General features: G+C 48.8%; 7 protein-coding genes. 6 read left to right on the top strand and 1 reads right to left on the bottom strand.

The window, feature by feature from the left end:
• Nucleotides 1–20: 20 nt before the first annotated feature.
• From KW844_RS05070 to KW844_RS05050, 5 genes are all read left to right on the top strand, one after another.
• Nucleotides 21–1,118 carry a FecR family protein gene (locus tag KW844_RS05070; protein WP_218375633.1) on the top strand — a complete coding sequence of 366 codons (1,098 nt, stop codon included), beginning with the start codon at nt 21–23 and terminating at the stop codon, nt 1,116–1,118.
• Between the two features lie 254 nt (nt 1,119–1,372).
• Nucleotides 1,373–4,669, top strand: a complete 3,297-nt coding sequence (locus tag KW844_RS05065; protein WP_218375632.1) for a SusC/RagA family TonB-linked outer membrane protein — start codon at nt 1,373–1,375, stop codon at nt 4,667–4,669.
• A gap of 16 nt (nt 4,670–4,685) precedes the next feature.
• Nucleotides 4,686–6,434 carry a RagB/SusD family nutrient uptake outer membrane protein gene (locus tag KW844_RS05060; protein WP_218375631.1) on the top strand — a complete coding sequence of 583 codons (1,749 nt, stop codon included), beginning with the start codon at nt 4,686–4,688 and terminating at the stop codon, nt 6,432–6,434.
• Nucleotides 6,435–6,463: 29 nt separating this feature from the next.
• Nucleotides 6,464–7,426, top strand: coding sequence for a BT_3987 domain-containing protein (locus KW844_RS05055; protein ID WP_218375630.1), 963 nt, complete (start codon nt 6,464–6,466; stop codon nt 7,424–7,426).
• Nucleotides 7,427–7,448: 22 nt separating this feature from the next.
• A complete protein-coding gene (locus KW844_RS05050) occupies nt 7,449–11,006 on the top strand; it encodes a glycoside hydrolase family 2 TIM barrel-domain containing protein (protein ID WP_218375629.1) in 3,558 nt (1,185 codons plus the stop codon).
• 43 nt (nt 11,007–11,049) lie between these two features.
• Here the strand turns inward: KW844_RS05050 and KW844_RS05045 are convergent, their stop codons facing one another.
• Entirely contained in the window at nt 11,050–11,622 is a 573-nt protein-coding gene (locus KW844_RS05045) for an RNA polymerase sigma-70 factor (protein WP_218375628.1), read from the bottom strand.
• Nucleotides 11,623–11,844: 222 nt separating this feature from the next.
• Here KW844_RS05045 and KW844_RS05040 point away from each other — a divergent pair, with 222 nt between their 5' ends.
• The gene (locus tag KW844_RS05040; protein WP_218375627.1) at nt 11,845–13,068 is read left to right on the top strand and encodes an OprO/OprP family phosphate-selective porin; all 1,224 of its coding nucleotides are present in this window, start codon (nt 11,845–11,847) and stop codon (nt 13,066–13,068) included.
• The last annotated feature ends 236 nt before the right edge of the window (nt 13,069–13,304 follow it).

Raw genomic sequence — 13,304 nt, 5'->3', positions numbered from 1 at the left:
TAGGCAAAGACATCATTTACATGAATAATGAACGCTACCAGGTCCTTTCCCGTAAACTGCTGGAACGCACCATCACTCCGGAAGAGGAACAGGAACTGGCACAATGGCTCAATCAGGACGACGGCGAAATACTGGAAATCCCAGCTGCTATCGCCGCCAGCCAGGATGTACACGAAAAAAAGATATGGCAAGCGATCCGGCAAGAAGTACGCCCTAAACGGCGACTCCTCCTGGTATCCTCCGCAGCAGCTGCCGCCATGCTGCTGCTGGTTGCCATAGGTTATATACTCAAAGCTCCGCCTGCTGAAAAGCAGGCCATAGCACAGGAACTCCTGCCTGCCGGAAATAAAGCCGTGCTCACCCTCGGCAACGGTCAGCAGGTAGTACTGGACAGCCTTGCCACCGGCGCGCGACTCGACCAGGCCATAAAGGCCGACAGCGGCAGCTTGACCTACCTCCGGGGCACTAACGGTCCCGTACAAACGAATACACTCACCACACCACGTGGCGGCCGCTATAATGTAGTATTGCCCGACGGTACCGTCGTGTGGCTCAACGCCGCCAGCAAACTCACCTATCCCACCGCATTTACCGGCACCGACAGAACCGTTGCACTACAAGGCCAGGCATACTTTGAAGTAGCCAAAGACGCCAGCCGCCCGTTTTACGTGAACGCTGGTGAGGTAAACGTAAAAGTTCTCGGTACCACCTTCGATGTAATGGCCTACCCGGATGAAAAACAAATCAATACCACCCTGGTAGAAGGAAGTGTTCAGGTAGCAAACAGCCACGCCACCAAACTGCTGCACCCACGCCAGCAGGCGATAGCAAACGTTGGCGCAGGCACCCTGACACTACAACCTGCTAACATAGATAAAGCCCTCGCCTGGAAAAACGGATTGTTCATTTTTAATAACGCCGACCTCGAATCCATCCTGCGAGAAATTGCCCGATGGTATGATGTGGAATTTATCAACCTCGCCGGCAACAGCGACGAGCTATATGGAGGAAGTATCAGCAGGAATAAAAATCTCCCGGATGTACTAAAATTACTGGGCGCCTACGGCTCTCACCAGTTCAAAATAGAAGGAAGGAAAGTTACCGTTTTACGTAAGTAATGCTATTCTAAACCAAAATCAACATTCACAACATGCATGCACCCTAACTATCAGCCGCTTACTTAACAGTGTAAACGGAGGTGCTGGGAACACCCCCGTTTGATATCTGGACATCCAAAATCTTGTAACAGGGTTCCACCACGCTAAGCGGTGAAATCTGATTAAGAACTACCAAACACTACAAATTTATGCATTTTAAACGGAATGCACGGGCTTCGTATGGAATGAAGTCATCAACCAAAATTTGGCTGATAATGAAATTAACAGCTTTCTTACTCCTTGTTGGTTTCCTGCACGTAAATGCTGCAGCGTATTCACAAAAGGTGTCACTTTCGGTCCGTAACAAAAGCCTCCAGGAAATATTCCCGGAGCTGACGCGGCAAACAGGCATTTCTATCTTTTATAAGGAAATGCTCATGAAAAAAACTGCGCCCGTAAGCCTGCAGGTCAAAGGCGCCAGCTTAACAGAAGTGCTGGACCTCTGTACCAGGGATCAGCCCATCAGCTATACGCTGGAAGGTGGGAACATATTTATTAAAGCCAGACCGCTGGCACCACCACCGGTTATAACGGCAACGGATACACCGCGACTTACCATCACCGGTCGCGTGCAGGATGCGGCCGGACTCTTCCTGCCCGGTGCCACCATCATCAACAGAAGTACCGGTCGCGTAGTGCCTACCAACGACCAGGGACGCTACAGCATCGGCGCCAACATCGGCGACTCCCTCCAGTTCTCCTACATCGGTTACTCCCAGCAAACCATCGCCATACGCGATCAACTGGTGGTGAACATCATCCTGGAAGCTAAAAGCGGTAGTGTGAAAGACGTAGTGGTAGTAGGCTTTGGGCGGCAGAAAAGAATTAGTCTCATCGGGGCACAGTCCTCCATCAAAGCGGAAGACCTGAAAATCCCCGCTGCCAACCTCACCAATGCCATCGCCGGCCGCGTGGCAGGCGTTATAGGGGTACAACGCAGCGGCGAACCGGGATACGACGGCTCACAGATCTACATCCGCGGTATCTCGACCTTCACCAACAGCAGTCCGCTGGTGCTGGTAGACGGTGTGGAACGTACTTTTAATAACATCGACCCGGAAGATATCGCCAGCTTTACTATTCTCAAAGACGCATCCGCCACTGCTGTATATGGTGTGCGCGGCGCCAATGGCGTCATCCTGATCGAAACCAAAAAAGGAAAACAAGGTAAGCCACAGGTAAATGCACAGCTAAACCAGGGTATCACCGCCTTCACCAAAACACCGCAGTTTGCCGACGGTGTCACCTACCTGAAAATGGCCAACGAAGCCTACGCCAACACCAAACCCGGTGCAGGCCCACTTTATTCCGAAGAGAAAATTCAGAAAACAGCCGACGGCAGTGACCCCGACCTGTATCCAAACGTAAACTGGATGAAGGAAATGTTCAACAAACACGGCTATAACAGAAGGGTGAACCTCAATGCCAGCGGTGGTTCTGAAAGGGCAACCTATTATTTGTCTGCCGGCTACTACAACGAAACCGGCCTTTACAAAACAGATGAACTGGCACAATATAATTCTGCCATCAAGTTCACCCGCTATAACTTCACCAGCAATCTCACCTTACAGGTTTTTAAAAATACGAAAGTAGACTTCGGCGCGTCCGGATGGATATCTGAAGGTAACTATCCCGGTAAAGGCACCGGCGATATCTGGAACGCCGCCTACATCATGCCGCCAACCATTATCCCGGTGAAATATTCGAACGGACTCATTCCGCAGGTGCGCGGCGAGGAAGCCAACCCTTATGATATGCTCACGCAAAGCGGCTATATCAATAATATGAACAGCCAGCTGTGGTCCAACGCACGCATCACGCAGGACCTGAGTCCGCTGCTGAAAGGGTTATCAGCCTACGGCATGTTCTCCTTCGATAACTATAACTACCACCAGATTTCCCGTACCAAAACAGTAGACGCCTGGTTTGCTACCAATCGTGATAACGATGGTAACCTCGTGTTTGAGCAAACACGTGTGGGCTCCAGCTACCTGACCTACGGCCGTAATAACAGCGGCAGCCGCCAGTTCTATACGGAAGCAGCGCTGAATTACAATAGCTCTTTCGGTAAACATGAGGTATCCGGTATGTTGCTGTACAACCAGAGTGACCGCACCGATGCTTTTGCCGGCAACTTTATTGATGCCATCCCATACCGCTACCAGGGTGTGGCCGCCAGAGCAACCTATGGTTACGATGAACGCTACTTGTTAGAACTGAACCTGGGCTATAACGGATCAGAAACTTTCAGCAAGGAATCACGTTTCGGATTTTTCCCATCCTATGGTGTAGGCTGGGTAGCTTCTAATGAAGCATTCTTCGAATCACTGAAAAATACGATCCAGTTCCTGAAATTCCGCGGTTCATACGGTATCGTGGGTAACAGCAACATCGGCGGCCGCAGGTTTGCCTATATCTCCACTGTTGCTACCACTACTGGTTACTCCTTTGGAAAAAATACCAACAATGATTTTGGTGGCGTGGATGTGGGCGACTATGCAGTGGACGTTACCTGGGAACGTGCTAAGAAAGCCAATCTGGGTATTGAACTGCGATTGCTGAAAGATGCGCTGTCTGTTACTACGGATTTCTTCCTCGAAAACCGTGACGGTATTTTCCGCCAGCGCGGTGACCTGCCCAACTACGCAGGTATCCAGCGCTCGCCATATGGTAACCTCGGTGCTGTAAGAAACAAAGGGGTAGATGCTACCATCACCTTCAACAAAAAGCTGAGCAAGGATTTATATTTTGAATTCCGTGGTAACATGGTATGGAACCGCGCCATCGTGAAACAGGATGCAAATGCACTCTGGCCATATTCCTGGCAACAGGCCATTGGTCGTAAGTTGGGACAGCGCTTCGGATTGACCGCCCTGGGCTTATTCCAGTCAAAAGAAGAGATTGCCAACAGTGCCGTGCAAACGGGTGATATTCAGCCGGGTGATATCAAATACAAAGACATGAACGGCGATGGGCTTATCAACAACTACGATGAAGGCCCCATTGGTTATGGCTCTATTCCGGAGATAGTCTATGGCTTTGGTCCCTCTTTTTCCTATAAAGGATTTAGTGTAGGCGCCTGGTTTAAAGGTATCAGTAACGTAGATATTTCGTTGAACGGGGAAGGGTTGCAGCCGTTCCAGAAAGAAGGGTCAAGAGGTAATTTGTTTAATAACATCACCGACCGCTGGACACCGGATGGCTCCAATCCCAATCCCTGGTATCCGCGCCTGACCTATCCTTCCACCTCCAACTCCAATTATGCCAACAGCACCTGGTGGATCAAAAACGGTGCGTTCATACGCCTCCAAAATGTGGAGTTGAGTTATACCATCCAGCAAAAACGTCTGCTCCATCAACTAGGTATCAGCAACTTCAGAATCTATGCAGTAGGCTATAACGTAGCAACCTTCAGCGATTTTAAACTTTGGGATGTAGAGCTCGGCGATGGTAAAGGAGCACAATACCCGTTACTGAAAACATACAGCTTTGGCATCGACTGCCGGTTTTAACAACAACGACTAGCAAATGAAAAAGAACTATTTCCTGTTATATATCAGCACCTGTTTGCTTTACATCATTTTGCCTGCCTGCTCCAAATACCTGGATCAGGTGCCTAACGACCGGCAAACGATTGAAGAGGTGTTTCAGAAGAAAAAGCCTACAGAAGAATACCTGGCAAACGTATACAACTTTGTTCGGGATGAAAGTGACCAGTGGAACGGCAATCCGTGGACAGGCAACGTGGATGAGGTAAATGTAGCCTGGGCAAAATGGACGATCTACCAGGTGAACGTGGGGAATTTTAGTCCGGGTACTTCGCCGTTTTATACCTGGCAGTCGTACTACAATGGTATCCGTTCTGCTACCTATTTCATGAATCATATCGATGCCAACAAGGAAATATTAGCGTTGGATGGCCAGCGGCTGATAGATCAGTACAAGGCGGAAGCCAGGTTCCTGCGCGCTTATTTCTATTTCATGATTATCCGCCAATACGGGCCTGCCGTGCTGATGGGCGAAAAAGAATTGCCGGCGGATGCACAGCCGGCAGATATGATGCTGCCACGTAATACCTATGATGAGTGCGTGGATTACATTGTATCTGAGCTCGACAAAGCAGCGGCTGTATTGCCCCTGGTGCCTGCTGCGGACCGTGATTACGGTCGTGTGACCAAAGGCGCTGCTCTCGCCATTAAGTCAAGGGTATTGTTATATGCCGCCAGCCCGCAATACAATGGCAATACAGAGTTCGCCTCTTTTGTGAATGCAGATGGGAAGCCATTTATTTCTCAGTCGCAGGACCGCGAACGCTGGAAAAAAGCGGCGGATGCAGCAAAAGCAGTGATTGATCTCAACCTGTATAAATTATATGAAGATCCTTCCGGCAACCCGGTGAAGTCGTATCGCGGGATTCATTTAATGCCCTGGAACGACGAGTGCATATTTGTACGCAAGGACAATGACCTGTGGAACTGGGATTACAACTGCTCCCTGCGTTCTGCCGGCGGCTGGAACGGCGTGGCACCGGTGCAGGAAATGGTGGATGCCTATTTCATGAAAGATGGTTTGCCGATCGCTAAATCACCGCTTTACTCCGAAACTGGTTTTACCAACGGCGTATATAACATGTACCTGAACCGGGAACCGAGGTTTTATGCCTCCATTCTGTACAGTGGTGCACGGTACAAAGGTGGCGCTATCACCCAGGATTCTATCACCGTGGATATGACTTTTTCGGGGAGAGATGGAAAGAAAAACGGGGGCGAGGACTATTCCCATACCGGGTATCTCGTGTTAAAAAATGTATCACCGGAAACCAACAGGCTGGCGGGTATTAGTAATAGTCGCCCATTTGTACTGATACGCCTGGGAGAGATTTACCTCAACTATGCAGAAGCGCTGGCTGAATACGGCGGCAATGATGCTGAAGCATTGAAGTACCTGAACCTTATCCGTAAAAGAGCCGGTATCCCGGAATATGGCAGCGGCGAGTTAGCTGAAATACACGGTACCGAACTTATTGCGGCTATACGTGCAGAAAGAAGGATAGAGCTGGCTTTTGAATGCCACCGATGGTTTGATGTGAGAAGATGGAAGATAGTACCATCCATCATGCATGAGCTGTATGGAATGAATGTAAACAAGGATGGCGCTGAGTTTTATCAGCGTGTGGTGGCCGACAACCGCGCCTGGAAGAGTGCCTACTACTGGTTCCCGCTATCGCAGTTTGAAATGGACCGGGGACTGAAACTAGTACAGAATCCGGGCTGGTAACATCTCTCCAAACATTAATTATTACCATTATGACATTAAAAAATATAACCCTTGCGCTTGCAGGTTTATGGCTGTTGACAGCCTGTGAAAAAATTGCTATCCCAAAGGAGGAACTTAACGCGGCAAACAGCCAGGTATATATGGCTGCCGCTGCCAGGAATATGAATATGCCCGTGCTCCGTATGGCTGATACTACTTACACCATAACCTATGGTGCCAGCTATGGCGGGTACGAAAATCTGACCCGGGATGTGCAGGTAGAATTTGTGGAAGACGTAACGAAAGTACAGGCATACAATGAGCAGCATGGTACCAGCTACGCCCTTTTGCCGGCAAAATGTTACGAACTGGAAACATTGAGCGCCACTATTCCCAAAGGTAGTACTACTACTGCTCCCTTGGCTGTGAAGATCAATCCCAGCAAAGGAATGGAACTTTTTAAAGACTATCTGCTTGCCATCTCCATAAAACAAGTAAGTGGAAATATTAAACTCAATTCGACGTTGCAAACTGCGTATTACATTGTTCGTGCTTCACTGGATTTTACAGACTTCGCGGATTATGACCGTAGTCAATGGATGGTAGCAGGAGTTTCTTCCGAAGAACCTGCCGAAGGCAGTACCAACGGTGGTCTTGGGATTCACGCTATTGATGGAAAAAACAGCACCTTCTGGCACACCAAATGGGATGGCGGCTTTGGTACACCTCCGCACTGGATTGCTATTGATATGGGAGAGAAAAAAGTGATTCATGGCCTGGTGCTCACGGGCCGGCAAAGTACCAACAATGGCAAGCCCAATACCATTCAACTGGAAGTGAGTGACGATAACAGCACATGGACGCATGCCGGTATTTTTAACCTGCAGAACATCAATACTGCCCAGCGATTTTTTGTAACCACCTTTCCGGAAGGCCGCTACTTCAGGATTACAGTGCTTAGCAACTATGGAAACGTGGAATATACACACCTCGCTGAGCTAAGCGCTTTTTAAGAAGATTAAGATTCAGCAAATAATGAAACCAGCTATTTTTTCATGGAAAACACTTGTGTACAGCACAAGTGTTTTCCTGACCTCTTTGCATGCATCCGCACAATTTGACGCACAGAAATATTATCAGTTGATCAACTGCCACCAGCAGGTAGCGGACGTAAAAGACAACCGTTTCAACAACGCATCTGTACAACTAGAGGCTGCCAGTAAAACGGCTTCGCAGGCCTGGAGCCTGCAACCGCTATCCAATGGCGCCTGGCAGCTGAATATGGCCCTGGGCGCAAAAAGTATTGATAACGGAAACAGGGCGGATCAACATGGCAATCCCGTATTACTCTGGGATCGTGAACCTGAAAATATAAACCAGCAATGGTTTATTAAACCTGTATCCAACGGTACATATACCATCACCAGTGCTGCTACCGGACAACGACTGGGTAGCCGTCAGCTGGATAATGGCAATACCGTATTATTTCAATCACCTGTACGGCTAAACGATTCTACCCAATACTGGCGCATTGCTCCGCTAAAAGTAAAGATACCGGTGGCAAAAATTATCAGGGGCGCAGCCTGGGAAGATGAAACGATTTTCGGCATTAATAAGGAACCAACACATGTAACTTATATTCCTTTTCCCTCAAAAGAAACCGCTGCCACCACCACCGATACAGGATATGCGTCGCCGTTATATCAGTCGCTCAACGGCCCGTGGAAATTCAACTGGGTAAAGCATCCGGATGAAAGGCCGACAGATTTTTACCGCCCCGGCTTTGATGATCAGCACTGGAAAACCATACCAGTGCCGGCTAACATGGAGATGCAGGGCTATGGCACACCTATCTATACAAACATCACTTATCCGTTCCGGAATGATCCGCCCCGCGTAATGGGGCCTGTACCGGGCGACTGGACAACCGCCAGGGAACCTAATCCTGTTGGGTCGTACCGCAGGGAGTTTACTATTCCGGAGGACTGGGATGGTAAAGAAATATTCCTCCATTTTGATGGCGTGATCAGCGCTATGTACGTGTGGGTAAACGGAAAACAAGTGGGTTATTCCGAGAATAGTTTTAGTCCTGCGGAATTCAACATCACCCCTTACATTAAGCGCGGGAAAAATACCATAGCGGTGGAGGTCTATAAATACAGTGATGGCAGCTACCTGGAGGATCAGGATATGACCCGCTTCAGTGGTATTCACAGAAGGGTATATCTGTTTGCTGTGCCCAAAACGTATATCCGTGATTATTTTGTGCAGCCGGCACTGAATTCGGAATACACTTCAGCAGCTGTTTCCATTACCGCTGACATACGCAGCAATCGCCGTAATACACCAGCATCACTGGAAGCGGAAATTGTGGATGCGAGCGGCAGGCCTGTAGCCACCGCAACGGCTGCTGCGGTAACGAAAGGTGAGGTGACCATAGCCTGTAATATTTCTAATCCGGTATTATGGTCCGCCGAAAAACCTTACCTATACACGGTTTACCTGACTTTGAAAGATGCTGACGGCCGCGTGACGGAAGTGCTGACCAACAAACTGGGTATCCGTGAAGTAAAAATACAGGATAGCCGTTTACTGGTTAATGGCAAGCCGGTGTTGCTGAAAGGGGTGAACAGGCACGAGATTCATCCGGTGCTGGGCAAGGCAGTGACGGCGGAAAGTATGATACAGGATATATTACTGATGAAGCAGCATAACATCAATACAGTGCGCAGCTGCCATTATCCCAATGATCCGGTGTGGCTGCAGTTGTGCGACTATTATGGTTTATACGTGATTGATGAAGCAAATCATGAAACGCACGGCCATCAGAAAATAGCCACCTACCCGTCGTGGCAGCCCGCTATCGTGGATCGTACGGAGCGTTTGGTAGCGCGGGACAAAAATCATGCTTCGGTGATTATATGGTCGCTGGGTAATGAAGCCGGCGCTGGTGCTAACTTTGAAGCCGCCAGGGCAGTAGTGAAAAGAATGGATGTATCCAGGCCTATACACTACGAAGGTATGAACAGTGTGGCGGACATTGAGTCGAACATGTATCCCGGTGTAGACTATGTGATTGAGCGTGGAAAAGCGAAATCAGAGAAGCCTTACTTCATGTGTGAATACGCCCATGCCATGGGTAATTCCGTGGGTAACCTGCAAGAATACTGGGATGCGATTGAAAGTCACCAACGGCTGATTGGCGGCTGTATTTGGGAATGGGTGGATCAGGGTCTGCTGGCACATGCACCCGGCGGTGAAAATTATTTCGCCTATGGTGGCGACTTAGGCGATAAACCGAATGATGGCACATTTAGTATAAAAGGATTGGTCACTTCCGACCGCCAGCTGAAGCCTGCCATACAGGAGGTGAAGCAGGTGTATCAGTATGTAAAATTTAGTAACCTGCCTGGTGGCCGGGTGAAAATCAGCAACCGCTATGCTTTCCTTGATTTTTCCGGTTTTCGTGTACAATGGAGTTTACTGGAAGATGGCAAGGCCGTACAGCAGGGTGAATTCGATCCCTTCACGCTTACTCCCGGAGCAGATACGGTACTAACGGTGCCGTATACACCGACTAAGCCGGGTGCGGAGTACTTCCTGAATATGGAGGTAAAACTCAGCCAGGATGAGTCCTGGGCAAAGAAAGGACATATAGTGGCCGCAGGGCAACTGGCAGTTCAACAGCCAACTGCAACTGTGGTATCCAATAGCAACAAGCCTCTCAGGCTGGAGCAAACGGCCAGCCGTATAACCGTTACCGGTAGTAATGTGCAGGTGTCGTTTGATAAGAATTCAGGTCGTATGGTGCAGCTGCAATATGGGCAGCAAACGATCATTGATGGGCCGGAGCAGGGGCTGGCAGTGAACCTGTACAGGGCCATGCTGGACAATGATCATACCAGCGACTGGGGGCAGCCCTATGACACGCGCGCTTTAGGATTTGATCAGCCGGCGTATGTGCTGCAAAAACTGGACGTTGTGCCAGGTGCATCAGCGGTGACCGTAAAAACAGCTATCCGCGTTAATACACGCAGCGGTTTTGGTGTACATGCAGTGTTGGATTATATCATCACCGATCATGAAATAAGGGTAGATGCGGTGATTACCCCGGATACTACCTCGTACTTTATCAATCGCCTTGGTCTGCGTATGCTGCTGGCGCCCGGTTTGGAGCAGGTGGACTGGTACGGCCGGGGGCCGCATGAAAATTATATCGATCGGAAGTCGGCCGCATTTGTAGGCTTGTATAGTAACACGGTGACGCATATGGCGGAATTGTATGAAAAGCCGCAGGGCATGGGCAACCGGGAAGATGTTCGCTGGGTGCGACTTACCCGGCCTGGCGCCGGAGGAATTGAGATTGTGGTGCATGATACCATGAGCTTTAGTGCATTGCACTATACAGATCAGGACCTGGGTAGTGCAGCACACTTGTATCAGCTGCAACCGCGTAAGGAAACGGTGCTAACCCTGGATGCCCGTCAGATGGGCCTGGGCAATGGCAGTTGCGGCCCTATGCAGCTACCGCAGTACCTGGTGCCGGTAGCGCCTTGTAAAATGTCATTTACCATAAAACCCGTTGGTTTGTAGTCCCTGGTTGGAAGGCAGGCCCTGGTGGTCTGTCTTCCTTTTTTTAAAAGAGAAGTGAAAACAGCGAGGAGAGGCGCTGGCTGATGCTGGCGCGTATCGCTTTCAGCGCGCGGCTGATATGGGTTTCTACTGTTTTTTCTGAAATCTGCATTTGTTGTGCAATCTCTTTTTGTGTGAACCCTTCTTCCCTTAGCTGGTAGGCCATGCGGCATTTTTCCGGCAGCTGTGCTACCATCTTAAACAACCATTCCCGCAGGTCTTCGAAGCTGATCCAGTCTTCCGTGGTGGAGTCGTTGATGTTTTGCCGGGTGCTGATGTACTGTTGATATGAGCGGAAGCGGTCCTGCCGGGCGAGGTAATTGATGATGCGGTATTTTACTGCCACTACGAGGTAGCCTTCCAGGTTTTCGTGTATCCGTAACTGTTCCCTGCGATGCCAGAGGTCAACGAATACATCCTGCACAATGCTTTCTGCTTCTTCCAGCTCCTGCAGTTTTTTGGCGGCAAGGTAGTACAGCTTATCCCAGTATCGGCGATAAATCTCGTTAAAGGCGCGGTGGTCGCTGGTTTGAAGAAGGCCTAGTAACTCATGGTCGGTATAGCAGTCAGTAAGCATCAGGTTGATAAAAAAGAATATCGAAAGGTAATGGAAAATAATGGGTTGTCAAAGTTAACTCGTGCCTGATGTTAAAATTGTTACCCTGTAATACAATGGGTAACTATGTTGATCTTCAACTTTTTTGCGCCTGTAGCGTTAAGCAATTGATATCTGGTATGTGACGCTGGCTTTCTTCCTGGATTCCTTTGCAGTTGTTCCACCTAAAGAAAAAGAAATAATATGAGCCACTATTTCTGTGCGCGGAAAGCTTTGACCATATTGAGCTTGCCTGTATGTTGCCTCTTTACAAACAAAGTCTTCGGGCAATACATCCTGGCGGATACATCGAATAAAGTATCTGTCCAATACGGGGAAAAAGGCTTTGAATTCCGTACGAGGGATGACAAATTTCTTTTACAGATTCAGAGCAGGTTTCAGTTCCGTTTTGCTACCCCTGAAGATCAGGACCCGGTTACTTATGATGACTTCATGGGGGAGAATAAAACTTCATTTAAAATTAACAGGGCCAGGTTGAAAGTAGGAGGTCATGCATTTAAGCCCTGGATTAAATATTACTGGGAATATGAGCTGAGTCAGTCCAATCTGCTAAACTTTACGCTTTCGGTGGAGAAGTGGGATTGGCTGAAATTCCAGGTGGGCCAGTTTAAAGTGGAGTACTCACGGGAACGGAGAATCAGTAGCGGGGAGCAGCAGATGGTGGACCGATCTGTCATCAACCGTCCATTCACAGTGGACCGGCAGCAGGGAGCAGAAATTTACGGAAGGTTGAAGGGCAGGGGTGTGGCCGATTTTAATTACTGGATGGGCGTTTTTACGGGTACCGGCCGCGGCTCTACGCAAAATGATGATAATCATCTGATGTATTTTACCCGTTTGCAGTGGAACTTCACGGGTGAATACCTGGATTTTGAGGGTAGTGACTTAGAGATTCATGAACGGCCTGCCGGCGTGCTGGCCTTGAACGGAGTCACTAACCGTAGTCCTTATACACGATTTTCACAGGCTGGAGGCGGAGAGCTGGAGGGGTATGATAACGGGTTGCCTGGACAGTACCGGGTAAACCAGGCGAATGTTGAAACCGCCCTCATGTATAAGGGTTTTAGCTGGCAGATGGAATATCACTGGAAAGAGATTATAGACAAGCTGAATAATGATCACACCAACACACTGCATGGGTATTATGTGGAGGCAGGTTATTTTTTCCACCAGGCATTTGACTGGTGGCCGGCGCCATTGGAAATGGCCGCAAGAAATGCAGGTTACTTTCCTAACCGGGAAGAAGATCAGACTAAAAAAAGAGAAACGTCATTGGCATTCAACTGGTTTTTTCACAAGCATAAGAACAAACTCACGGCCGAAACCAGTTATTTCAATTATGATAAAACCGGGGGAATTCCGGCTAGTGAATGGCGCTTTCGGTTACAGTGGGATATATCGTTATAATCAAAAAAAGGTACTGTTTTGATTTCCAAAAAAAGCAGAACTTTATTTTAAGGAAGACCTGGTTTTTATGGCAAGGTTTATCCTGTGCAGGCAGACTTAGGTCTGCCTGTTTTATGTGTGCCAGGCATGTGTTATAGCTCTAGGGTGCAAGTCCCGAATGCGCTTTGTAGTAGGAAGCATTAGCCAATAGCAAGGGTGTCCATTGTAAGATGGAATCTGAAGGAAGCTGGCGGCAA

Origin of the sequence: Chitinophaga sp. sic0106 (genome assembly GCF_019219075.1) — a bacterium.
Lineage (GTDB): Bacteria > Bacteroidota > Bacteroidia > Chitinophagales > Chitinophagaceae > Chitinophaga.
The sequence above is the reverse complement of the archived record's forward strand: the minus strand, read 5'-3'. Positions and strand labels throughout refer to the sequence as shown.

Excerpts from the sequence above, each read along its gene's own strand:
- KW844_RS05040 (WP_218375627.1), top strand. The coding sequence starts at position 11,845 with ATGAGCCACTATTTCTGTGCGCGGAAAGCTTTGACCATATTGAGCTTG.
- KW844_RS05050 (WP_218375629.1), top strand. The coding sequence starts at position 7,449 with ATGAAACCAGCTATTTTTTCATGGAAAACACTTGTGTACAGCACAAGT.
- KW844_RS05060 (WP_218375631.1), top strand. The coding sequence starts at position 4,686 with ATGAAAAAGAACTATTTCCTGTTATATATCAGCACCTGTTTGCTTTAC.
- KW844_RS05045 (WP_218375628.1), bottom strand. The coding sequence starts at position 11,622 with ATGCTTACTGACTGCTATACCGACCATGAGTTACTAGGCCTTCTTCAA.
- KW844_RS05070 (WP_218375633.1), top strand. The coding sequence starts at position 21 with ATGAATAATGAACGCTACCAGGTCCTTTCCCGTAAACTGCTGGAACGC.
- KW844_RS05065 (WP_218375632.1), top strand. The coding sequence starts at position 1,373 with ATGAAATTAACAGCTTTCTTACTCCTTGTTGGTTTCCTGCACGTAAAT.
- KW844_RS05055 (WP_218375630.1), top strand. The coding sequence starts at position 6,464 with ATGACATTAAAAAATATAACCCTTGCGCTTGCAGGTTTATGGCTGTTG.